At 71.0% G+C, this 22,134-nt stretch carries 20 protein-coding genes and 1 pseudogene; 13 read left to right on the forward strand and 8 right to left on the reverse strand.

Annotated features, from left to right (window positions below):
* The first annotated feature begins 106 nt into the window (after positions 1 to 106).
* The 3 genes and pseudogenes from A6A29_RS01490 to A6A29_RS47425 all read left to right on the forward strand — a co-directional run.
* The gene (locus A6A29_RS01490; RefSeq protein ID WP_073718933.1) at positions 107 to 1,219 is read left to right on the forward strand and encodes a threonine synthase; all 1,113 of its coding nucleotides are present in this window, start codon (positions 107 to 109) and stop codon (positions 1,217 to 1,219) included.
* 272 nt (positions 1,220 to 1,491) lie between these two features.
* Positions 1,492 to 4,128 (forward strand): discoidin domain-containing protein, encoded by a 2,637-nt coding sequence (locus A6A29_RS01495; RefSeq protein ID WP_073718072.1) that lies wholly within the window; start codon positions 1,492 to 1,494, stop codon positions 4,126 to 4,128.
* 117 nt (positions 4,129 to 4,245) lie between these two features.
* A pseudogene (locus tag A6A29_RS47425) lies at positions 4,246 to 4,329 on the forward strand (CPCC family cysteine-rich protein); the annotation flags it as partial.
* 40 nt (positions 4,330 to 4,369) lie between these two features.
* On the opposite strand, the gene A6A29_RS01505 reads toward A6A29_RS47425, so the two are convergent.
* Both A6A29_RS01505 and A6A29_RS01510 read right to left on the reverse strand, forming a co-directional pair.
* Complete coding sequence (locus tag A6A29_RS01505; protein ID WP_073718073.1) at positions 4,370 to 6,550, reverse strand: M48 family metallopeptidase; 2,181 nt, start codon at positions 6,548 to 6,550, stop codon at positions 4,370 to 4,372.
* Positions 6,547 to 7,413 (reverse strand): hypothetical protein, encoded by an 867-nt coding sequence (locus A6A29_RS01510; RefSeq protein WP_073718074.1) that lies wholly within the window; start codon positions 7,411 to 7,413, stop codon positions 6,547 to 6,549. The genes A6A29_RS01505 and A6A29_RS01510 overlap by 4 nt, the downstream gene beginning before the upstream one ends.
* Positions 7,414 to 7,785: 372 nt before the next feature.
* On the opposite strand from A6A29_RS01510, the gene A6A29_RS01515 reads away from it, so the two are divergent.
* Both A6A29_RS01515 and lanL read left to right on the forward strand, forming a co-directional pair.
* A complete protein-coding gene (locus tag A6A29_RS01515) occupies positions 7,786 to 7,995 on the forward strand; it encodes an SflA family class IV lanthipeptide (RefSeq protein ID WP_241838285.1) in 210 nt (69 codons plus the stop codon).
* Between the two features lie 2 nt (positions 7,996 to 7,997).
* Positions 7,998 to 10,565 (forward strand): class IV lanthionine synthetase LanL, encoded by a 2,568-nt coding sequence (gene lanL / locus A6A29_RS01520; RefSeq protein ID WP_073718076.1) that lies wholly within the window; start codon positions 7,998 to 8,000, stop codon positions 10,563 to 10,565.
* Between the two features lie 32 nt (positions 10,566 to 10,597).
* Here lanL and A6A29_RS01525 read toward each other — a convergent pair whose 3' ends face one another.
* Both A6A29_RS01525 and A6A29_RS01530 read right to left on the reverse strand, forming a co-directional pair.
* On the reverse strand, positions 10,598 to 10,852 hold the full coding sequence (locus A6A29_RS01525; protein WP_073718077.1) for a Txe/YoeB family addiction module toxin: 255 nt from the start codon (positions 10,850 to 10,852) through the stop codon (positions 10,598 to 10,600).
* A complete protein-coding gene (locus tag A6A29_RS01530; protein ID WP_073718078.1) occupies positions 10,849 to 11,130 on the reverse strand; it encodes a type II toxin-antitoxin system Phd/YefM family antitoxin in 282 nt (93 codons plus the stop codon). The genes A6A29_RS01525 and A6A29_RS01530 overlap by 4 nt, the downstream gene beginning before the upstream one ends.
* Positions 11,131 to 11,489: 359 nt before the next feature.
* Here A6A29_RS01530 and A6A29_RS01535 point away from each other — a divergent pair, with 359 nt between their 5' ends.
* Complete coding sequence (locus tag A6A29_RS01535; protein ID WP_073718079.1) at positions 11,490 to 11,756, forward strand: type II toxin-antitoxin system Phd/YefM family antitoxin; 267 nt, start codon at positions 11,490 to 11,492, stop codon at positions 11,754 to 11,756.
* A complete protein-coding gene (locus A6A29_RS01540) occupies positions 11,749 to 12,012 on the forward strand; it encodes a type II toxin-antitoxin system RelE family toxin (protein WP_073718080.1) in 264 nt (87 codons plus the stop codon). The genes A6A29_RS01535 and A6A29_RS01540 overlap by 8 nt, the downstream gene beginning before the upstream one ends.
* Positions 12,013 to 12,144: 132 nt before the next feature.
* Here the strand turns inward: A6A29_RS01540 and ychF are convergent, their stop codons facing one another.
* The gene (gene ychF, locus A6A29_RS01545) at positions 12,145 to 13,233 is read right to left on the reverse strand and encodes a redox-regulated ATPase YchF (RefSeq protein ID WP_073718081.1); all 1,089 of its coding nucleotides are present in this window, start codon (positions 13,231 to 13,233) and stop codon (positions 12,145 to 12,147) included.
* A 301-nt stretch (positions 13,234 to 13,534) separates the two neighbouring features.
* Here ychF and A6A29_RS01550 point away from each other — a divergent pair, with 301 nt between their 5' ends.
* A complete protein-coding gene (locus A6A29_RS01550) occupies positions 13,535 to 14,176 on the forward strand; it encodes a DUF6542 domain-containing protein (RefSeq protein ID WP_073718082.1) in 642 nt (213 codons plus the stop codon).
* Between the two features lie 22 nt (positions 14,177 to 14,198).
* Here the strand turns inward: A6A29_RS01550 and ppgK are convergent, their stop codons facing one another.
* Both ppgK and A6A29_RS01560 read right to left on the reverse strand, forming a co-directional pair.
* The gene (ppgK, locus tag A6A29_RS01555) at positions 14,199 to 14,936 is read right to left on the reverse strand and encodes a polyphosphate--glucose phosphotransferase (protein ID WP_073718083.1); all 738 of its coding nucleotides are present in this window, start codon (positions 14,934 to 14,936) and stop codon (positions 14,199 to 14,201) included.
* 38 nt (positions 14,937 to 14,974) lie between these two features.
* Positions 14,975 to 15,964 carry a 4-hydroxy-3-methylbut-2-enyl diphosphate reductase gene (locus A6A29_RS01560; protein WP_073718084.1) on the reverse strand — a complete coding sequence of 330 codons (990 nt, stop codon included), beginning with the start codon at positions 15,962 to 15,964 and terminating at the stop codon, positions 14,975 to 14,977.
* An 87-nt stretch (positions 15,965 to 16,051) separates the two neighbouring features.
* Between A6A29_RS01560 and A6A29_RS01565 the strand changes: the two genes are divergently transcribed.
* From A6A29_RS01565 to A6A29_RS01580, 4 genes are all read left to right on the forward strand, one after another.
* Positions 16,052 to 17,452, forward strand: a complete 1,401-nt coding sequence (locus tag A6A29_RS01565) for an APC family permease (RefSeq protein WP_073718085.1) — start codon at positions 16,052 to 16,054, stop codon at positions 17,450 to 17,452.
* Between the two features lie 184 nt (positions 17,453 to 17,636).
* On the forward strand, positions 17,637 to 18,848 hold the full coding sequence (xseA, locus tag A6A29_RS01570) for an exodeoxyribonuclease VII large subunit (RefSeq protein WP_073718086.1): 1,212 nt from the start codon (positions 17,637 to 17,639) through the stop codon (positions 18,846 to 18,848).
* Between the two features lie 168 nt (positions 18,849 to 19,016).
* Positions 19,017 to 19,271, forward strand: coding sequence for an exodeoxyribonuclease VII small subunit (locus A6A29_RS01575; protein ID WP_073718087.1), 255 nt, complete (start codon positions 19,017 to 19,019; stop codon positions 19,269 to 19,271).
* Between the two features lie 199 nt (positions 19,272 to 19,470).
* Positions 19,471 to 20,061, forward strand: a complete 591-nt coding sequence (locus A6A29_RS01580; protein WP_073718088.1) for a malonic semialdehyde reductase — start codon at positions 19,471 to 19,473, stop codon at positions 20,059 to 20,061.
* 319 nt (positions 20,062 to 20,380) lie between these two features.
* Here A6A29_RS01580 and A6A29_RS01585 read toward each other — a convergent pair whose 3' ends face one another.
* Entirely contained in the window at positions 20,381 to 20,902 is a 522-nt protein-coding gene (locus A6A29_RS01585; protein WP_073718934.1) for a DUF4245 domain-containing protein, read from the reverse strand.
* A gap of 144 nt (positions 20,903 to 21,046) precedes the next feature.
* Between A6A29_RS01585 and glpX the strand changes: the two genes are divergently transcribed.
* Entirely contained in the window at positions 21,047 to 22,078 is a 1,032-nt protein-coding gene (gene glpX, locus A6A29_RS01590; RefSeq protein ID WP_073718089.1) for a class II fructose-bisphosphatase, read from the forward strand.
* Positions 22,079 to 22,134 lie beyond the last annotated feature (56 nt).

The raw sequence follows: 22,134 nt of genomic DNA on the forward strand, positions 1-22,134 counted from the left end.
GCTGCCAGGCGAAACTTTGACCGATCCATGGCAAACCCACAAGGGTGCCTTGGGGCGCGCCATGCATTCGACATTCATCTGCCATCCGCCTGACATGCTGGCGGGCATGACCATGTATCTCTGCCCGCAGGACGGGACCCGCACCGCCGACACCGATCTGACCTGGTGCTGCCCGGTCTGCCAGGGCCCCTGGGACCTCGACTTCGACCCGCTGCGGGCGCCGGCCGGGCTCTCGCTCAACTCCCTTGCCGGGCGTGTTAATTCACTGTGGCGTTACGAAGAGGTACTGCCCCTCTCCTCCCCCGCGGTCTCCCTCGGCGAGGGCCGCACCCCTCTCGTCCCGCTCACGGACACCGTCTCGGCCAAACTCGACTTCCTGATGCCGACGCTCTCGTTCAAGGACCGCGGCGCGGTGATGCTCGCGGAACTCGCCCGTCGGCTGAACCCCGCCCGCGTCGTCGCGGACAGCAGCGGCAACGCGGGCACGGCCGTAGCCGCCTACTGCGCACGGGCCTCCCTGCCCTGCACGGTGTACGTCCCCGAAGGGACCTCCGCGAAGAAGACCGAACAGATCCGGGCCCACGGCGCCCGGCTGGAGACCGTCCCCGGCGACCGGGAGGCCACGGCGCTGGCGGCCCGCGCCGCCGCCGACGAACCCGGCACCTTCTACGCCTCGCACGTCTTCAACCCGTACTTCCTGCACGGCACGAAGACGTACGTGTACGAACTGTGGGAGGACCTCGGCGGCCGGCTGCCGGACGCGATCGCCGTCCCCGTCGGCAACGGCACCCTGCTCCTCGGCGCGGCCCTCGCCACCGCCGAACTCCACGCCCTGGGCCTCATCGAGCGGCGCCCGGCTCTGATCGCCGTCCAGGCGGAGGCGGTCTCCCCGCTGGCCTCGGCGTTCCACGCGGGCGCGCGGGAGCTGCCCGCCGCCACCACCGACATGGCCCCCACCCTCGCGGAGGGCATCGCCATCCCCCGCCCGCCGCGCGCCCGCCAGATCCTCGCGGCCGTCCGCGCGTCGGGCGGCACCTTCCTCACCGTGTCGGAGGACCGGATCCGGGACGCCCAACTGGACCTGGCGGCACGGGGGTTCTACGTGGAGACGACCGGGGTTGCCTGTTGGGCGGCGGTGGGCGGCTGGACGGACCGCAGCGTCGTCGTACCGCTGTGCGGCGCGGGCCTCAAGACGGGGCTGGCAGCACCGCGCGAGTGACGGAGCGAGTGGGGCGCCGGGAGCGAGCGGGGCGCCGGCCGGTCGGTCCGGTACACATCCCGCAAGGACGCGCCCCCGCGTGCGTCCCGTACGCGTAGCGCCGTACGCGTAGTCCCGTACGCGTAGCGCCGTACGCGTAGCGCCCGATGAAGCCCCCTCCACTGCTCCGCTCCTCCGCTCCTCTGCTCCATCCGGCGCTTCGTCGTGCGGCCGTGGGCCGATCGCGCGCGCCGCGCACCCGCCCGCGCCACCGTCTTCCCTACCTTCGTACGGTGAGCCTCTCGCGCATCCCTCTCCTCGCCTCCTTGGCCGCGGCCGCCCTGATCGCGCCGCTGCCGCCCCTCTCGTACGCGGCGGAACTCCCGCACGGCGCCGCCCCGCCCCCGGCCTGCGGCCGGACGGGTGATCAGGACGCCTCCTGGGCGCCGACGTCCACCCGCTTCGGTGAGGCCGAGAGCTACGACCCCTATGTCGGCAACGGTTATCTCGGACACCGGGTACCCGCGACCGGCGCCGGATACGACGCCCGGGGCGAGAAGACCGGCTGGCCCCTGTACACCCCCCGCTACGACGGCGCCTTCGTCTCCGGGCTGTACGCCAGGGAGAAGGGCACCGCCGAGGGCCGCGAGGTCATCGCCGCGCTGCCGAGCTGGACGACCCTCGACGTGCGCGTCGGCGAGGAGACCTACGGCACCGGCACACCGGCCGGCCGGATCTCGGACTACCGCCAGACCGTGTTCCTGGCCTGCGGACTGGTCCGTACGTCGCTGCGCTGGACCACCGCCGACGGCCGGGCGACCGACCTGACGTACGAGGTGCTGGCCAACCGCTCCGATGTGCACACCGGCGCCGTACGCCTGCGCATGACCCCGCACTGGAGCGGCACGGCGACCGTCACCGGACGGCTGGACGAGCGGGGCGCACGCCGGGTCACGGTCGCCGCGGACGGCACGTTCCGCACCCTGGGCACCGGGACGGAGGGGGCCATCGCGCAGACCATGCGGCGCGGCGCGGGCGTCGTGGAGACGCTGCGGCCGGAGTCCGGGAAGCTCCCGCGGCCCACTCCGGTACGTGACGGTGCCACGTACACCTTCGAGAAGTACGTCGGCGTCGACACCACGCTCACCTCCCGCACCCCGCTGACGTCCGCCCGCGACGCCGCGCACCGCGCGGCCCGGCGCGGCTGGGCGGGTGTCCTCGCGGAGAACGCCGCGGCGTGGCGGCGGGCCTGGGCCTCCGACGTGAGCGTGCCGGGCCGCCCCGAACTCCAGGGATGGCTGCGCTCCGCACAGTACGGACTGCTCGCGAGCAGCCGTACCGGCTCCTCGGACAGCATCGCCCCGGCCGGTCTGACCAGCGACAACTACGCGGGCATGGTGTTCTGGGACGCCGAGACCTGGATGTACCCCGGACTGCTGGCCACCCGTCCCGAACTCGCCCGTTCGGTCGTCGAGTACCGCTACCGCACGCGCGACGCCGCCCGCGCGAACGCGAAGAAGCTCGGTTACGAGGGCCTGTTCTACCCCTGGACCAGCGCGAGCAAGGGCCTGCTCGACTCCGAGTGCCAGAGCTGGGACCCGCCGCACTGCCTGACCCAGAACCACCTCCAGGGCGATATCGCGCTGGCCGTCTGGCAGTACTACCTGGCCACCGGCGACCGCGACTGGCTCGCGACGCGCGGCTGGCCGCTGCTCAAGGGCATCGCCGACTTCTGGCGGTCGCGTGCCACCGAGAACAGCGACGGCAGCTACTCCGTGCGGAACGTGGCGGGCCCGGACGAGTACAGCAACGGGGTCACCGACGGGGTCTTCACCAACGCGGTCGCCGTCACCGCCCTGCGCCACGCGACCCGCGCCGCCGAACTCCTCGGTCACCCGGCGCCCGCCGCCTGGGCGCGGGTCGCGGACGGTCTCCGTATCCCGTACGACGCGGAGCGGAAGATCTTCCTCCAGTACGCGGGTTACCGCGGCTCGACCATCAAGCAGGCGGACACGGTGCTGCTGATCTATCCGCTGGAGTGGCCGATGGAGCCGGGCGCGGCCGCCGCCACGCTCGACTACTACGCCGCCCGGACCGATCCGGACGGCCCTGCGATGACCGACTCGGTGCACGCGATCGACGCCGCCACGATCGGGGCCGCGGGCTGTGCGACGTACACCTATCTCCAGCGCGCCGTGCGCCCCTTCGTCCGCGGGCCGTACGCCCTGTTCTCCGAGGCGCGCGGCGAGAAGTCCGGTGCGCAGGACCCTCTTTCGGGTTTCCCCGCCGAGGATTTCCTCACCGGCAAGGGCGGCTTCCTCCAGGTGTTCACGCACGGCCTGACCGGGCTACGGCTGCGGGAGGACGGGGTGCGGCTCGACCCGATGCTGCCGCCGCAGCTTCACGAGGGCGTCACGCTGACGGGCCTGCACTATCAGGGCCGTACGTACGACGTGGCCATCGGCGCCCGGACGAGCACGGTGCGGCTGACCTCGGGGACCCCGTTCACCGTCCACACCCCGACGGGCCCGCAACGGCTGTCCACCACCCTCACCCTGCCGACCCGCCGCCCCGACCTGACCCCGACGGCCGACGCGGCACGCTGCCGCCCGGCGACGGCCACCTCCGAAAGCCCCGGCCTGTACGCGGAGGCGGCGGTGGACGGCAGCCCGGCGACGTTCTGGTCGCCCGCCGGGGCGACGGGCTCCCTGACGGTGGACCTGGGGCGGGAGCACCGGGTCACCTCCGTCGTACCGGACTGGAGTGACGTACCGCCCGTCTCGCACCGCCTGGAGACCTCGCTCGACGGCCGGTTCTGGCGGCCGTACCTGGCCGGGGACAATGCCCGGAAGGTACGGGTGACGGTCACCTCGGACGACGCGGACAAGCCTGCGGGAATCACCGAACTCCGGATCGGCACGACGCGCTGACCACGGACGCGGCAGGCGCGGGCGCGCCTTCCCGACCGGTTCCTCGATGTGCGGCGGGTGTGCCGGGGGCGCGGAAACCCCTGGCACACCGGCCGGCCCGTGAACAGGACTGCACGGGTGACCGACCGCTGCCTCTGCCCCTGCCCCTGCTGCGGGCACCGCGTGCTCGACGACATACCCGGCTCGTACGAGATCTGCCCGGCCTGTTTCCGCGCTGCCCGCCGTTTCCTCACCCGCTCGGTCAGCGGCGGAGGCGGACCACGACGGCATGGGGGATCCAGGCCACAACGGTGCCCACGGTGGCCGTCATCAGAGCCAGACGGAACTGGCCGAGGTCGGGGACCGGGGTGCACGGGGTACCGCCCGGGACGAGGCAGCCCGACACGACCTCCACCAGCACCACCCAGACCAGCATGCCGAGCAGCCCCGCGCTGTACGCGGCCACGGCACCCCTGGCCAGCGGGAGCGGAGCGTAGCCCCGGCCGGCCCACAGCGCCGCCGCCGACTGCCCGGCGACCAGCACCCCGAGCACGCTCAGCTCGGAGCCGGGGATGCCGATCAGCAGGGGCAGCACTCCCAGCACGGCGGCGGCCGGCGCGACCGGGATTCCGAAGCGGACGAGAAAGCCCGGCGGCGGTCCCGGTGGGCCGAACCCCGTGAAGGTGTGCCGGGCGCCGCGACGCCATGACACGTACTGGCCGACCAGCGGCGCCACCGCGGCCGTCAGGACCACCGGCATCACCACGGACAGCCCTTCGGCGAGCGCCAGGTAGCCGGTACCGCCGATGAAGACCACCGCGCCCGGCAGCGTGGGCGCGATGAACACCGCCGCGTACAGCGTCATCGTCGGAAGCGTCACCAGGAAGCCGAACACCGGCAGCAGCCCGGCCGCGCACAGGCCCAGCACCGCCCACAGCACCCGGCGCGGCCGGCGCCCGCGGGCCAGGACCGGTCCCCATGCCCCGGCGACCAGCACCAGCCACCGCAGGAGGGCCCAGCCGCACCCGGCCGTCAGCGCCAGGTACGGGATCGCCAGTGACATCCCTTGCCCGCCCACCGACACCAGGTTGAAGGCCCACGCCGGGGACACCAGCAGAAAGACGCCGAAGCCGAGGCCGAGGCCCAGGCCGGCCTGCCGGGTCCGCGCCGGGGTGAGGGCACCCGGTGTGTACGCCACCACCTGCCACACCACCGTCCCCGCCGCGCCCACCAGCAGGCCCCCGGACAGGACCGTTGCCACGAGCTCCGTCACCCACCCGGTGCGGCTGCCGCCGCCGATCGGCCCCAGCCGCACCGTCCCGTGCAGGAAGGCCGCGGCTGCCCCGACCGCCCACATGTCCCAGAAACCGATCCGGCACAGGCTGCGGTGGTCGGCCAGCGCCGTGAGCCGCCGGGCGGCGGACGGATGGACGCTCAGCAGCTCCCGCAGACCCGGCCCCGGTCCCGGCCCCGGCACCGGTCCCGTGGCCGTGGCGCCGGTTCTGCCCGGCCGGCTCGGATCCTCGGGCCGGCCGCCGAAGAGCCTGGACAGGCCGTCCGCGGAGCCCTCCCATTCCGTGACCCTCGCATCGGCGTACAGCTCACGGCTGCGCAGCACCGCGTTCTTCAGCAGAGTCACCAGCACGGCGAGCAGCGGCAGTTGTACGCCGAAGGCCAGGACGGGGGCCGCGAGTGCGGCGGATCCCAGGTAGAGGGAGGCCGGGGCCCCGATGGCGGTGAGGACGAGGAGCGTCGGCATGCTCGCCCGCCACAGGATCAGGGTGAGGAAGGCGATGTCCAGGTCCCGGTTGCGGATATGGGCGAGTTCATGGAAGACGATGCTCCGGAACGCCGCCCGGTCGCGGGTGTACAGGGTGAGGAGTCCTCCGCTCAGCAGCACGCGGCGCTGCCCCACCCGCCCGAAGGCCAGGGCATGCACCGCCGGGTTCAGTGGCTCGGTGAGGAAGGAGACCCGGGCACGCACACCCGACTCTTCGAGCAGGCCCGCCAGATACACCGACAGTTCCGGCATCCCGGTGAGCGGGCGGTAGCCGCGCCGCCGGGTCCGCCAGCCCGGGAGCACGGCATGGACGGCGAGGAGTGCCAGCAGCAGGCCGGCCGAGATGGCCGCGGTGACCAGCAGGCTCGCCCCGGCGCGTGGGTCCTCGCAGTCCGAGAACTGGGCCTCGGCGGGGATGCGGACGCCTGGGTCCGAGCCGCGCTCGCGGGCTGCTTCCTCCGTCGCCAGGGCCTGGCAGGTCTGGTAGTCCTGCACCTCTTCCCACCGCACCGCGGACAGGAGGACGGACGAGGCACCGTTCACCAACAGCGCCGACATGGCGGCCATGGCGGCGATCAGTAGCCCGAAGCGCACCGAGGTGCCGGAGGGAAGGGCGAACGGGCCGGGAAGACCACGCGCGGGAACCGACGCCGTACGCGTCACCGAGCGGCCTCGGCCGACCCGTCTCCGCCGGGATCACTGCCGCCCGGGGCGCTGCCGGCCGGGTCCCTGTCGGCCGGGTCGCTGTCGGCTGGATCGCAGCCACCCGGGGCGCTGCCGCGCGGGCCGTTACCGCGCGGGTCACCGTCGGCCGGATCGCAGCCACCCGGGCCGATACCGCGCGGGCCGTTACCGCGCGGGCCGTTACCGCGCGGGCCGTTACCGCGCGGGTCACCGTCGACCGGATCGCAGCCACCCGGGCCGTTACCGCGCGGGTCACCGTCGGCCGGGTCGCAGCCACCCGGGCCGATACCGCGTGGGTCACCGTCGACCGGGTCGCCATCACCGGGATCACTGCCGCTCCGGCCGCTACGGCCCGGGGCACCACCACCCGGCTCTTCCTGGGACAGCGTGGCGAGTTCCGCGACGATCCCGTCCGCGATGGCCAGCGCCTCCTGCTCGGGGACCCGCCACCGGATCGCTGCCCGCGCGGCCACTTCGCGCAGCTGGGCCAGCTGCTCGGCGGTCAGCCGCTCCACCCGCGCGGGGCCCTCCGATGGCTCCGCGTCCCGCCGGGTACGACGGCGCAGCAGCCGCGGCACAAGCCGGTTCCGGGTGGTGTCCACCACGTGCGCGGAGGCCTGCTGCGCGAGGTGGTCCAGGACCTGAACCGCTGCCGCGAGAGCCGCCGTGCTGATGACCATGGCCACCGCCTCAAGGCCGATCGCGAGCGGCTCCCGGCGGTTGACGGGCCACTGCCTGGCCTGAGCCGGGGCACGGTGAAAGGCATCGGCCGTCAACGGGAATTGCGCCAGCTCGTGCGGAGCCGTCAACTCCACCGCACGGCGGGCCAGTCCGGTCGCCATCGCACAGTCGTAGCGGCCGTTGCGATCGTCGCGGCCACCTGCCCCCCGATATCCACGCATGCCCTCGGACGCCTCCCCCGGTCGCGCCACAGGTCCATCAAGTACGCATCATGTCAGGGTAGTTACTGATCCGTCAGATGTTGGCCGGGTACGCCCCGAAGTAACTTGCCACCGACCGAAGAACGATGGGCGGCGCCTCGCGCCCCCCGCCGCGGAGGTCCGGCCCCCGACCCCCGGCCCCCGTGGCCGACGTACAGAACCAGCCGTATCTGACCTCTTGTCACCCAGATCGTTTCTGCCTACCTTCTGGATCAGCACCTTGACTCAGCGGGCTCACCGGCCCCGGCCGGTCACGTCCCGCACCATCAGCACATGCTCGACGAGACACGGAGGCGTCACATGCCCATAGCCATGCTGGAACTCCCGAAGGTCGACCAATTCCGCGACGCGGGACCGCTGGAACTCGATGACGAGGCAATCGTGTTCGAGGACGACGACCGAAGCGACCGCGAGCACACGGCGTGTCTCTCCGACCCGTGGGTCACCGCCACCACCCGCTTCAGCTGCGACAAGAACTCCTAGCGGTGGCCGAGTCCATCGCCGGCCCCGGCGGACCGTCGGACGACACCTGGTCGTACCTGAACGATCCGCGGATGCCGGCGGTGGACCACGGCTGGAAGCTGCACATCTCGGCCCGTCCCGGCGATCTGGAGGACGTGACCGCTCTCGTACTGCCGGTGCTGCGGCGGCATGTCTGTCACGCGAAGTTCGCCAGGGATGCGGAGACGCTGCGGGCCATCAATTCCGGGGTGTCGAGCGCGGGCGTCGTCGGCAAGGCGATCACGGTCTACCCGCCGCCCGGCGCCATTGTCGAGATCGCCGGGGAACTCGTCGCCGTACTGCGCGGCCGGGAGGGTCCACAGGTCGTCAGCGACCGGCGTGTTGATCCGCAGGCCCCCGTCTACTACCGCTACGGGCCCTTCACGGGCGACTACCGGACCGGCCGGAGCGGGCGGCTGGAGTCGGTCATGGCCGGACCGGACGGGCAGGTCTTCGACGGACTGGCCGACGGCTCGTACCGATGCCCGCCCTGGGCCGAGGACCCCTTCGCGAGCGAATCCGGACGCGGCGGCAAACGGCCCTCACGCGGATTAGGCGGCGGACGCTACGCGGTGACCGTCGGCATCGTGCGCAAGCCGCAGGGGAACGTCTACCGCGCTGTCGACCGGCTTTCCGGGCGGCCGGTGGTGGTCAAGCAGGCGAGGGCCTTCGTGGCCGAGGACGAGTCCGGTACGGACACCCGTGACCGGCTGCGCAATGAACGTACGGTCCTTGAGGCACTGGACTCCGTCGCGGGTGTACCCCGCGGGCTGGACTATTTCCGGCACCGTACGGACGAGTACCTGGTGATGAGCAGCTGCGGCGAACGGGACCTGCGCCGGGATGTCCAGGACAACGGCCCCTACCGGGACGACGACGCTCACGCATCGCGCACGCTTTCCGGTCTCGCCACCGGGCTGCTGCGCATAGTGGACGACATCCACGGCCGGGGCGTGGTCGTCCGCGATCTCAAGCCCAACAACGTGGTCCTCGACGACGCGGGGCGCTGCCACGTGATCGACTTCGGGATCAGCGAGCTGGCCGGCGTCGGCCCGAGCGGCGCGACCCCCGGCTACAGCGCACCGGTTCTGCGTAAAGCGGGACCGGCCGAACCCGCCGACGACTACTACGCGCTGGGCGCGACCCTGTTCTTCGCCGCCACCGGCCTGGACCCGGTGATCGTGGACCCCGACTCCGCGGTGAACCGGGAGCGGACCCTCGACGGCCTGGCATGGGCGCTGCCCGGCCACGGTCACCGGGAGATGCGGGCATCGATCGCCGGGCTGATGAGCTTGGACGCGGCCGTACGCACCACGGGCGCCGCCCGGCTCCGCACCGGGGCGGCCCGTGCGTCCGGACCATCCCGGCGGCCCCGGCCGCCCCGGCTCGACGACGGCCTGCTCCAGGAGATCATCGAGCACACGACCGCGTTCTGCGCCGACGAGGCACGCAGGATCGCGGACCCGGTACTGGCCGCCCGCTCGCACATCCCGACGCCGATCGATGTCTACGGCGGCAGCTCGGGACTGGGACTGGAACTGCTCCAGCATCTCCACCGCCCCCGGGTGCGCGAGACGGTCGACGCACTGGCGCGGTGGACGGCGGAACAGTCCCGGACCATGTCACCGGGCTTCTACTCGGGCCGCACCGGCGTCGACGTATTCCTCGCGGAGGCACATACGGCGACGGATACGACAGCGCCGTACGTGCACGACTCCACCCACTCCACCCACCCCGCCCTGCCCGCCCGGACGCCGGGCGGCGGACCGCCGGAAGCGGACCTGATCGAGGGCACCGCCGGAATCGGCCTCGGCCGGCTCCGGCTCGCCCGGCACGCCCTCGCGGCAGGCGACCGCCATGCCGCCGACCGGCACCTCGCCATCGCCACCGAATGCGCGCGGATGTGGACGTCAGGCGAAGCCCGGCTGACGCCCGCCGGCTCCGGCACACCGGGCGACGCCGCACTCCGCGAAGGCTTCGCACACGGGGAGGCGGGCGTCGCCTATTTCCTGCTCGAATACGGCAGCGCGACGGGCGACCCGGCCGCCATCGCCGGATCCAGGGAGGCCTGCGCACGCCTCGCCTCGGTCACACCCGGCATCATCACGGCGGCGACCGAACCACGGGCGACTCGCCGCTACGGCTCATGGTGCCGCGGCCTCGCCGGAATCGGAGCCGTACTCGTCCGGTCCGCCGCCCGCCTCGACGAACCCGACCACCTCGCCCTCGCGGAACAGGCCGCCCGCACCTGCGCCGCACTGGCACCGCGCATGCCGCTGGTCACGCAGTGCTGCGGGCTGGCGGGAGTCGGCGACTTCCTGCTGGACATGGCGAAAGCGTCCTCATCCGCGTCCGAGGAGTTCCGGGACACCGCCGAAACCGTCGCGATGATCATCCTGAGCCGCAGCGGCGGCACCCGGCCCCACCCCGTATTCCCGGACACCGGCCTGACCGGCCCGAGCGCCACCTGGGCCGGCGGCTCCGCCGGAGTCCTCGGCTTCTTCAGACGCCTGCACGACGGGGGCGGCCCCCGCCTCGGCCTGCTCGACTGACCGCTCACACTCCCCTGAAGGCAGCCTGGAGGTCAGTAGTAATAACGAGCCGCGAGGATGACGATCTCCTTGTCCGTGACCAGATAGACGAGACGATGCTCGTCATCGATCCGCCGCGACCAAGCACCGGGCAAGTGGTACTTCAACGGCTCAGGCTTACCGATCCCCACAAAGGGGTCCCGCTTGACGTCCTCGATGAGTTTGTTGATCCGAGCAAGCATCTTGCGGTCGTTCCTGAGCCAGGACGTGTAGTCCTCCCAGCCCTGATCCTCGAAGACCAGCCTCACGCGGCCCCCGCAGCAGGACCCGCCACATCCGGATCAATCAGCTCGCGCTCAGACACGTTGATGTTGCCCAGAGCGTTCTCGTATGCCTTGAGCAGTCTGCGGGCGTTCGCAGGCGAGCGCAGCAGGTACGAGCCCTCGCGCAGCGACGCATAGTCCTCAGCCGAGACGAGCACGGCATTGCCGTGCTTGGAGACGATCTCGATGGCCTCGTGATCGTCATTGACCTTCTTGATCAGCGGAAAGAGAGCCTTGCGGGCTTCGCTCGCGGTTATGGACATGACCTGACCCCTTCCATCAAGTGGTACCTAATAACGTACCACTTCGATACCTGCAACGAGACCGAAGAGCTCATGAAGGGGCAGGCGCCCCAGCGCGGGAAACAGCCAGGGGTCCGACTCCGAAGAGACGGACCCCAACTGAACCGCACATCTACCCGGACACCGGCGAGGCGCCGAGCCACCCGCTCACACGTTGAAGCGGAACATTCAGTACAGGGCTCTTACCTGCGGAAACGCCGACTCCGAAGATTCCATCCAGCACGCATCCAGCACAGTGAAAAGTCATCCAGTACAACCTGAGATCCATCCGAGGCCATCAGCCATTGTGTACACATGAGACATTCGGTACCTTTGAGCGTATGACGCAGATGCCTATAGAGTCCATCCGCGACGTCCGCGCGCACTTGGCCGAGGTCGTCGAACGCGCCGATCGCGACGACACTCCCACAGTCATCACGCGACGAGGCAAAGAAGTCGCCGCCGTCGTATCGATCGAGGTGCTCCGCAAGTACCAGGAATGGGAAGAGCGCGAGATCAACCGCCTCATCGACGAGCGCCTGGCGACCCGGCCGGTCGGCATTCCGATCGAGGACGTCATGAAGGAGACGCTGGCGCGAAGTGAGTGAGTACCGCACCGTCTTCCACCCGGAAGCCCGAGCCGAACTCCGCAAGGTTCCGCGCGACGCCGCGCTCCGCATCCTGACCAAGCTGACGGAACTGGAAACCAACCCGTTCGGCTTCAACACCACCGCGCTCGTTTCCCAGCCCGAGCGCCGCCGCCTCAGAGTCGGCGACTACCGCGTCATCTACACCGTCGACAACGGCGAACTGATCGTGTGGGTCATCCGCGTCGGACACCGCTCCACGATCTACGACACCTGAATCATCCTGACGGGCAATCAGAATATCCAGCACCCATCCAGCACGGGAAAACGAAGGGGTCCGCCTCCGAGGAGGCGGACCCCTTTCGACCTGCACGCTTGACGAATTACCTAACGTAAAGCATTGACACGACTACACGTTGAAGCGGAACTCCACCACATCGCCGTCCTGCATGACGTACTCCTTGCCCTCCATGCGGGCCTTGCCCTTGGCGCGGGCCTCGGCGACCGAGCCTGTCTCGATCAGGTCGTCGAAGGAGATGATCTCGGCCTTGATGAAGCCCTTCTGGAAGTCGGTGTGGATCACACCGGCCGCCTCGGGGGCCGTGGCGCCCTTCTTGATCGTCCAGGCGCGGGCTTCCTTCGGGCCTGCCGTGAGGTAGGTCTGGAGGCCCAGGGTGTCGAAGCCGACGCGGCCGAGGGTGGCCAGGCCGGGCTCTTCCTGGCCCATGGACTGGAGGAGCTCCAGGGCCTCGTCGTCGTCCAGCTCGATCAGCTCGGACTCGATCTTGGCGTTCAGGAAGATCGCCTCGGCGGGGGCGACCAGGGCGCGCTGCTCGTTCTTGAAGTCCTCGTCGACCAGTTCGTCCTCGTCGACGTTGAAGACGTACAGGAAGGGCTTGGTGGTGAGGAGGTGCAGCTCGTGGAGGAGCCGGCCCTTCTCGGTGCCCGCCGTGATGCCCGCGGAGAAGAGGGTCTCGCCGGACTCCAGGATCTTCTGGGCCTCCTCGACGGCGGCGAGTACCGCCACCTTCTCCTTCTGGAGGCGGGACTCCTTCGTCAGGCGCGGGACGGCCTTCTCGACGGACTGGAGGTCGGCCAGGATCAGCTCGGTGTTGATCGTCTCGATGTCGTCCTTGGGCGAGACCTTGCCGTCGACGTGGACGACGTTCTCGTCCTTGAACGCGCGGATGACCTGGCAGATCGCGTCGGACTCGCGGATGTTCGCGAGGAACTTGTTGCCCAGGCCCTCGCCCTCGCTCGCGCCGCGCACGATGCCCGCGATGTCCACGAAGTCGACGGTGGCCGGGAGGAGCTTCTGCGAGTTGAAGATCTCCGCGAGCTTGTTCAGGCGCGGGTCCGGGACGCCGACCACACCGACGTTCGGCTCGATCGTGGCGAACGGGTAGTTGGCCGCCAGCACGTCGTTCTTGGTCAGGGCGTTGAACAGGGTCGACTTGCCGACATTCGGCAGACCGACGATTCCGATCGTGAGCGACACTTTGGCGACTTCCTGGAGTGAGGAGGTGAGGAGGGGTCGTGCTGTTCGGGCCGGGCCTCGGAGCGGACCGATTCTCCAGTTTACGGGCGGCGGCGGGCGGCCCGTCACGGGTCCGTCGCGGCCCTGCCCCGGCTCGGTCGTGGGTACGTCGTGGGTACGTTCCCGGGTCCTCCCGGGTCGGCGGCCGGGACGGGTCGAACAGGGCGGAATTCAGCCGTGTGACATCGAACTCAACCCCAAGGTCGGCCAAAGCGCGTGTCCAACGCCTGCTTCTTCCCGCCTTCCGCCCTACGTTGTGCACGTGGAGCAGCACAGGACACGTACCCCGCAGCGCAGGCAGCCCCAGCAGGCTCCGCCGGCCCCGTCCCCGCAGGGCGCCCCCGGCGAGAGTGCCGCCGTCCACCGGGTGGTGGGTGCGCCCGGAGTCCGGGCGCGCACCCTGCCGCCCGTGGTGCTCGCCCTGCGCAGGTTCCCCAATCCCCGGCTGACGGGCATCGGGGCGGGTCTCTTCGCCGCCCTCACCATGTTCGTGCTGGCCTGCGTCGACCGGCTGCTCCTGGACAGCTCGGAAGTCGTGTACGGGCTGCTGTTCCTGCCGGTCAGCGCCCTGACCGCGCTCTGGGTGCGGCCCGCGGACCTCGTCACCGCGCCGATCAGCGTGCCGATCGCCTTCGCCGTCGGCGTCATCCCCATCTCCGGGGGCAGCGGCGGTCTGGGCGGGCAGACGATGGCCGTCATCACCGCGCTCGCCGTCCATGCGGGCTGGCTGTACGGCGGCACCCTCATCGCCGGGAGCATCGCGAGCGTCCGCAAGGTCCGGCACATGCGGGCGCGACGGCTTCATCCGGCGCAGGCCGCCCCGTCGGCCCCGAACGCGCAGGCCGTGGCCGCCCGTGGCGCGAAGGCCGCCGCGGGCGGAGCGCGCCGCCCCCGGCGCCCGTAGGTCCGGAGCCTCGGCGGGCCGGCTACCTGCCCGCCGCCGCCATCGCCGCGCCCACGATCCCCGCGTTGTTCTGCAGCTCCGCCGGGACCATCTCGGCCCGTACGTGTTCGATCAGCGGCAGGAACTTGTCCGCCTTACGGCTGACCCCGCCGCCGATGATGAACAGCTCGGGCGAGAACAGCATCTCCACATGGGCCAGGTACTTCTGCACCCGGTGCGCCCAGTGGTGCCAGCTGAGGTCCTCGTCCTCCTTGGCCTTCGTGGAGGCGTGCTTCTCCGCGTCGTGGCCGTGCAGCTCCAGGTGGCCGAGTTCGGTGTTGGGAACGAGCCGGCCGTCCGTGAAGACCGCGCTGCCGATGCCCGTACCGAAGGTGAGCATGATGACCGTGCCCTTGCGGCCCCGGCCCGCGCCGAACGACATCTCGGCGATGCCCGCCGCGTCGGCGTCGTTGAGGATCGTGACGGGCTGCCCGATCCGCTCGCCGAGCAGCGTGCCCGCGTCCGTGTCGATCCAGCCCTTGTCGACATTGGCCGCAGTGCGGGTGATGCCGTCGGTGACGACGCCCGGGAAGGTGATGCCGACCGGTCCCGACCAGTCGAAGTGGCCGACGACCTCGGCCACGCAGTCGGCCACGCCCTTGGGCGTGGCCGGGTGCGGTGTCAGTACTTTGTGGCGCTCCTGCGCCAGTTCTCCGCGGTCCAGGTCCACGGGAGCGCCCTTGATCCCGGATCCGCCGATGTCCACGCCGAAGATCTGCATGGCAACCACCGTACGGGCAGCTCGGGCGCCTCGCCCGGCTACTCGGCGGAAAGGGCGGCCGCCTCGGCCCGCAGATCGCGGCGGAGCTCCTTGGGCAGCGAGAACGTGATCGACTCGTCCGCCGTCTTCACCGTCTCGACGTCGCCGTAACCCCGCTCGCCGAGCCATTCCAGTACCCCGTCGACCAGCACGTCGGGGACCGAGGCGCCCGAGGTGAGGCCGACCGTGGTGACGCCCTCCAGCCAGGCCTCGTCGATCTCGTCGGCGAAGTCCACCAGATGCGCGGCGGGGACGCCCGCGTCGAGGGCGACCTCCACCATGCGGATCGAGTTCGAGGAGTTCTTGGAGCCGACGACGATGACCAGCTCGGCGTCCTCGGCCAGCTTCTTCACCGCGATCTGGCGGTTCTGCGTGGCGTAGCAGATGTCGTCGCTGGGCGGCGAGAGGAGGTTGGGGAACTTCTCCTTGATGGCACTGACCGTCTCCATCGTCTCGTCGACCGAGAGAGTGGTCTGCGAGAGCCAGACGACCTTCGACTCGTCGCGGACCTGCACGTTCGCCACGTCTTCGGGGCCGTCGACCAGCGTGATGTGGTCCGGCGCCTCGCCGCTCGTGCCGATGACTTCCTCGTGGCCCTCGTGGCCGATCAGGAGGATGTCGTAGTCCTCCTTGGCATACCGGACGGCTTCCTTGTGGACCTTGGTGACCAGGGGGCACGTGGCGTCGATCGTGGCGAGCCTGCGCTCGGCGGCCTCGGCGTGGACGGTCGGCGCGACGCCGTGCGCGGAGAACATCACGATGGAGCCCTCGGGGACCTCCGCGGTGACGTCGACGAAGATCGCACCCTTCTTCTCCAGGGTCTGCACGACGTACTTGTTGTGCACGATCTCGTGGCGCACGTAGATCGGGGCCCCGTACTGCTCCAGAGCCTTCTCGACGGCGATCACGGCACGGTCCACGCCCGCGCAGTAGCCACGGGGAGCGGCGAGCAGGACACGGCGGGCAGGAGTTGCAGTCATGCGTCCCATCGTAAGGCCGTACCGAACAGGCGCCGGTACGGCTTGGTCGGGAGACTGTTGGCGACGTGGATGTGCACGGTCGGCGATGGAGGTCGGATGTCGGGGAGCAGCAGCACGGATCGGCCCACCTTGCGGCGCACGCTCGGCTTCCGGGACCTGGTGGTCTACGGCCTGCTGTTCATCGCCCCCATGGCCCCGGTCGGCGTGTTCGGGACACTCGACGCGAAGTCGGACGGCGCGGTCGCCCTGGTCTATGTGGTGGCGACCGTCGTCATGGCGTTCACTGCCTACAGCTACGCCCAGATGGTGCGGGTCGCTCCACTGGCGGGTTCGGTCTTCGCGTATGCCCGCAAGGGGCTCGGGGAAGGGCCCGGGTTCATCGCCGGGTGGATGGCGATGCTCGACTATCTGCTGATTCCGGCGGTCGCCTACCTCTTCTCCGGGATCGCGATGAACGCGCTGGTCCCGGAGGTGTCGCGGTGGGTGTGGACGACGATCGCGGTCGTGGTGACCACGCTCCTCAACCTGTGGGGCGTTCGGGCCGCCGCCCGGGTCGGCTTCGCCGTGCTGGCCATGGAGATCGTGGTGCTGCTGGTGTTCCTGGTGTCGGCGGTGGTGGTGCTCGCCCGCGACGGCGCGCAGCGCGGCTGGCTGTCGCCGTTCACCGGCGATTCCGGGTTCTCGATGACGGCGGTGATGGGGGCCGTGTCCGTGGCCGTGCTCTCCTATCTGGGCTTCGACGCCATCGCCTCGTTCGCCGAGGAGGTGACCGGCGGCTCGGCGAAGGTGGCGCGTGCGCTGTTGTTCTGCCTGGTCCTCGCGGGCGTGCTGTTCATCGCGCAGTCCTATCTGGCCGCGCTGCTGGAGCCGGTCAGCTCGGCGGAGCTGGCGGCCGATCCGGCGAAGCAGGGGTCCGCGTTCTACGACGCGGTGGATGCCTCCGTCGGGAGCTGGCTGCACGATCTGGTGGCGGTCAGCAAGGCGATCGGCGCCGCGTTCGCCGCGCTGGCGGGGCAGGCGGCCGCGGGGCGGCTGGTGTTCGCGATGGCGCGGGAGCGGCGGCTGCCGCCGTTCCTGTCGAGGGTCGACGCGAAGTCCGGGGTGCCGCGGGTCGCGATCCTGGGTGCGGCGATCGTGACGCTGGTGGCCGCGGTGTGGGCGGCCCGGCGCGACGACGGCCTGGACCATCTGGTGTCGGTCGTGGACGTGGGCGCGCTGACGGCGTTCGTGCTGCTGCACGCGTCGGTGGTCGGCTGGTTCGCCGTACGCCGGATGGAGGGCGAACCCAGCTGGTGGCGCCATGTCCTGATCCCGGTGGTGGGTGCGGCGGTGCTGATCGCGGTGATCGTGGAGGCGACGACGAGCGCGCAGGTGGTCGGGCTGTGCTGGCTGGCGGTGGGGCTCGTGGTGCTCGCGGTGCAGTGGGGGCGGCGGCGTCCGGGGGCCGGTGGGGCGGATCCGATGGAGAGGGAGTCGGGCGGCCCGGGAGCCGGGTGAGCGGGGTGAGTGGGGTGAGGTGAGTGGGCGCCGCCGGTCGAGCGGGGAGGCGTGGGGGTGGCCCCGCGGAGGGGGCGGAGCGCCTTGCGGCGGGGCACGGCACGGGTGACCGAGTCCGGGAACCGGGGGCTTCCCGTCGTGCTGCCCGCCCCTCCTGTCGGCGCCTGCCGATACGCTCGTCCGCATGGCTCTCAACACATCCGCGGAAGCGCCGCTGCCCGTCGGTGAGGTGTCACGGCTCATCGGGGGGTGGATCGACCGGCTCGGGGCGATCTGGGTCGAGGGGCAGATCACCCAGCTGTCGCGGCGGCCCGGTGCCGGAGTCGTCTTTCTGACCCTGCGCGATCCGTCCCACGACATCTCCGTGAGCGTCACCTGCTACCGGCAGGTCTTCGACCGCATCGCGGATGTCGTGACGGAGGGTGCGCGGGTCGTCGTCCTCGCCAAGCCCGAGTGGTACGCGCCCCGGGGGCAGCTGTCCCTGCGGGCGACGGAGATACGGCCGGTGGGCATCGGGGAGCTGCTGGTCCGGCTGGAGCAGTTGAAGAAGTCGCTCGCCTCGGAGGGGCTCTTCGCGCTGGACCGCAAGAAGCCGTTGCCGTTCCTGCCGCAGCTGATCGGGCTGGTCTGCGGGCGGGCCTCGGCGGCCGAGCGCGATGTCCTGGAGAACGCCCGGCGCCGCTGGCCCGCGGTGCGGTTCGAGGTGCGCAACACCGCGGTGCAGGGCGTGCACGCGGTGAATCAGGTGGTCAAGGCCGTCGAGGAGCTCGATGCCCTGGACGAGGTCGATGTGATCGTGGTCGCCCGGGGCGGCGGCAGTGTGGAGGACCTGCTGCCGTTCTCCGACGAGCAGTTGATCCGGGCGGTGGCCGCGTGCCGTACGCCGGTGGTCTCCGCGATCGGGCACGAGCCGGACTCCCCGCTGCTCGACCTGGTGGCGGACCTGCGGGCGTCGACGCCGACGGACGCGGCGAAGAAGGTCGTACCGGACGTGGGCGAGGAGCTGGACCGGGTGCAGCAGTTGCGGGACCGGGCGCTGCGCACCGTACGGGGCATGCTCGACCGGGAGGAGCGGGGGCTGGCGCACGCGCTGGGCCGCCCGTCGATGGAGCACCCCCAGCGGCTGGTGGACGAGCGGGCCGCCGAGGTGGACGCGCTGGCCGGGCGGAGCCGCCGGGTGCTCGGGCATCTGCTGGACCGGGCCGATTCGGAGCTCGCGCACACCCGGGCCCGGGTGGTCTCGCTGTCACCCGCCGCCACGCTGGAGCGGGGTTACGCGGTGCTCCAGCGGCCCGACGGCCATGTGGTGCGCTCCCCCGCCGACGCCGGTGCGCCCGGCGAGCCGCTGCGGGCGCGGGTGTCGGAGGGCGAGTTCACCGTACGGGTGGAGGGGTGACCGGTACGGGACCTGCGACGCCCGGCCGGGCACGTACGGGTCATGCGGGTCCCGGCCCCGCGGGTACGGGTCACGCGGATCCCGGCCCCGCGGGTACAGGTTCCGCGGGTACGGGTTCCGTGGGGTCCGCTCACGGTGTTTTCTCAGCTCACGAATAGGGTGGATCACATGACGGACGACGGGACGGCGACGGCTGCCGCGACAGGCACGCTCGGGTACGAGCAGGCGCGGGACGAGCTGATCGAGGTCGTGCGCCGCCTGGAGGCGGGCGGCACGACGCTGGAGGAGTCGTTGGCCCTGTGGGAGCGGGGCGAGGAGCTGGCGAAGGTGTGCCGGCACTGGCTGGAGGGTGCCCGCGCCCGGCTGGACGCGGCCCTGGCCCGCCCGGAGGAGCCCGCGCGGGACCCGGGCGCCGACGACTGAGGCGTCCACCGGGTGCCGTACGCGGACGACAGGGCCCATCGGCCGGCCGCTCGGCTCCTGTGCCGCGGGGGCTCCGCTGGGTGGCCCTGCTGTGGGGTGGCTCACTCCCGCCCCGTTTTAGTTGAAAGTTAACCTACCTCTCCGTTACGGTGATCTCATCGCTTGATCCCCCCTGTTCGTCCGGAAGGTAATTCGCAAGATGTCCCTCGCTCTTGACCCCGCCGCCCAGGACCTCCTCTTCCGTGAGGCCCGCACCGCCAACACGTTCACCGACGAGCCGGTGACCGATGAGCAGGTCCAGGCGATCTACGACCTGGTCAAGTACGGCCCCACGGCCTTCAACCAGTCGCCGCTGCGCGTCGTCCTGGTCCGCTCCGCCGAGGGTCGCGAGCGCCTCGTCCAGCACATGGCCGAGGGCAACCGGCCGAAGACCGCCACCGCCCCGCTCGTCGCGATCCTCGTCGCCGACAACGAGTTCCACGAGGAGCTGCCGGCCCTGCTGCCGCACTTCCCGCAGGCCAAGGACGCGTTCTTCTCCGAGCGCCCGGTCCGCGAGTCGGCCGCCCTCCTCAACGCCGCGCTGCAGTCCGCGTACTTCATCATCGGTGTCCGCGCCGCCGGTCTGGCCGCCGGCCCGATGACCGGTTACGACGCCGCGGGCATCCAGAAGGAGTTCCTGGACGACGACCACATCCCGCTGATGGTCGTCAACATCGGCAAGCCGGGCGAGGACGCCTGGTTCCCGCGTTCGCCGCGCCTGTCGTACGACGAGGTCGTCACGACCGTCTGATTCCGCGACTTCCGCAACTTCCGCGACTTCCGCGCATACGGCGATCGCCCGTGGAAAGCCGCTTGTACATGCGCCCGGCCAGGGTTTCCCGGCCGGGCGCTGCGCGTGTGCGGCCGGGCGCTGCGCGTGTGCCGTCAGCCGGTCGCGGCCGTCTCGCGGGGGATGCTGTCGGCGTACAGACCGAAGAGGCGCGGGCTCCCCGCAGCCCCGCCACGCCGACGACCTCGCCGCCGACGAGCGCCACGACGGCCCGGTCGTTGCGCAGGTGCGCGGCGATGGACCGCCTGCCCGGCCGTGGACCGGGCCGGGGGGCGTCAGGTCAGGGGGTGGTCTTCAGGGCGGCGGCCATCTCCACGAGCCGTCCCTTGGGTGCCGAGCCCGTGACCACCGTGGTCGAGCCCTTCTCCCGCAGGACGAGGGCGTCGTACTTCGGCCCTTCCCAGTGCTCCCACGCGCGGCCCCCGACACCCTCGGTGCGCCCGGTGTTCCTGGCGTCCTGGCTGACCTCGGGGACGTACTTCTTGGCCGGGGTCGTGGACTGCTCGACCGCGACGTACCTGCCGTCCGGGTCGAGGAAGCCGAGGTGCCAGCTGTCCCCCGCCTTGCGCTCGTACGAGACGGAGGTCGACTTCCAGTCCTTCGCCAGGCCGTCCGGCGCGGCCACCGGATACGGCGCCGCCCGCCTCGCCGTGGCGAGTTCCACCCTGAAGTCGACGGCCTTGATCGGATCGGCCTTGTCGTCGTGCGGGATGAACACGTAGATGCCGCCCGCGACGGCGGTGATCACCATCATCGACAGGAACATGTCCCGGACCGTCTGCTTGCCTCGCTTGCTCGCCACGGGGTCAATGGTGGCATGGGGCTCTTCACGACCGGCCACGGGGAGGCTGCTCATACGTGACCCGCCCTGCTCATTTTATCAACCTACCGATAGAGTCGCAGCACCCTCTTTTCCGGTCGTCGCCGTACAGAAAGGTGCGCTCCGATGTCCGAGCATCATCTGCCGTCCCAGCTAGAGGTCTCCCCGGAGGCCCCCGACCGCAACCTGGCCCTGGAGCTGGTCCGGGTCACCGAGGCCGCCGCCATGGCAGCCGGGCGCTGGGTCGGCCGCGGCGACAAGATCGGCGCCGACGGCGCCGCAGTGAAGGCCATGCGGACCCTCGTCTCCACCGTCTCGATGAACGGCGTCGTCGTCATCGGTGAGGGCGAGAAGGACGAAGCGCCCATGCTGTTCAACGGCGAGCGCGTCGGCGACGGCACCGGCCCCGAGGTCGACATCGCCGTCGACCCGATCGACGGCACCACGCTCAACGCCAAGGGCATGCCGAACGCGATCGCCGTCCTGGCCGCCGCCGACCGCGGCGCCATGTTCGACCCGTCCGCCGTCTTCTACATGGACAAGCTGGTCACGGGCCCCGAGGCCGCGGACTTCGTGGACATCAACGCACCCGTGTCGGTGAACATCCGGCGTGTCGCGAGGGCGAAGAACTCGATGCCCGAGGACGTCACCGTCGTCATCCTCGACCGCCCCCGCCACGAGGGCATCGTCAAGGAGATCCGGGAGACGGGCGCCCGGATCAAGTTCATCTCCGACGGCGATGTCGCGGGCTCGATCATGGCGGCCCGCGAGGGCACCGGCGTCGACCTGCTGATGGGCATCGGCGGCACACCCGAGGGCATCATCTCGGCCTGCGCCATAAAGTGCCTCGGCGGTGTCATCCAGGGCAAGCTGTGGCCCAAGGACGAGGCCGAGCGTCAGCGCGCGCTGGACGCCGGACACGACCTGGACCGGGTGCTGTCGACCGACGACCTGGTCAGCGGCGACAACGTGTTCTTCGTCGCGACCGGTATCACCGATGGTGAACTGATGCGCGGTGTGCGGTACCGCGCGGAGACGGCGACCACCGAGTCGATCGTCATGCGTTCGAAGTCGGGCACGATCCGGAAGATCGACTCGACCCACCGGCTGTCGAAGCTGCGCGCCTACAGCGCGATCGACTTCGACCGCGCCAAGTAGGTCCGCCCGCGCGGAGAACAGCGCGACGGGAACATGGGTGAGGGGGCTGCCGGCCG

This window comes from Streptomyces sp. TSRI0281, assembly GCF_001905125.1.
Taxonomy (GTDB): Bacteria; Actinomycetota; Actinomycetes; order Streptomycetales; family Streptomycetaceae; genus Streptomyces.

Coding starts and splice junctions, on each gene's coding strand:
- A6A29_RS01490 (WP_073718933.1), top strand. CDS start 107: ATGACCATGTATCTCTGCCCGCAGGACGGGACCCGCACCGCCGACACC.
- A6A29_RS01510 (WP_073718074.1), bottom strand. CDS start 7,413: ATGGCGACCGGACTGGCCCGCCGTGCGGTGGAGTTGACGGCTCCGCAC.
- A6A29_RS01515 (WP_241838285.1), top strand. CDS start 7,786: ATGCTCGACGAGACACGGAGGCGTCACATGCCCATAGCCATGCTGGAA.
- A6A29_RS01530 (WP_073718078.1), bottom strand. CDS start 11,130: ATGTCCATAACCGCGAGCGAAGCCCGCAAGGCTCTCTTTCCGCTGATC.
- A6A29_RS01535 (WP_073718079.1), top strand. CDS start 11,490: ATGACGCAGATGCCTATAGAGTCCATCCGCGACGTCCGCGCGCACTTG.
- ppgK (WP_073718083.1), bottom strand. CDS start 14,936: ATGCAGATCTTCGGCGTGGACATCGGCGGATCCGGGATCAAGGGCGCT.
- A6A29_RS01560 (WP_073718084.1), bottom strand. CDS start 15,964: ATGGGACGCATGACTGCAACTCCTGCCCGCCGTGTCCTGCTCGCCGCT.
- A6A29_RS01565 (WP_073718085.1), top strand. CDS start 16,052: ATGTCGGGGAGCAGCAGCACGGATCGGCCCACCTTGCGGCGCACGCTC.
- xseA (WP_073718086.1), top strand. CDS start 17,637: ATGGCTCTCAACACATCCGCGGAAGCGCCGCTGCCCGTCGGTGAGGTG.
- A6A29_RS01575 (WP_073718087.1), top strand. CDS start 19,017: ATGACGGACGACGGGACGGCGACGGCTGCCGCGACAGGCACGCTCGGG.
- A6A29_RS01580 (WP_073718088.1), top strand. CDS start 19,471: ATGTCCCTCGCTCTTGACCCCGCCGCCCAGGACCTCCTCTTCCGTGAG.
- glpX (WP_073718089.1), top strand. CDS start 21,047: ATGTCCGAGCATCATCTGCCGTCCCAGCTAGAGGTCTCCCCGGAGGCC.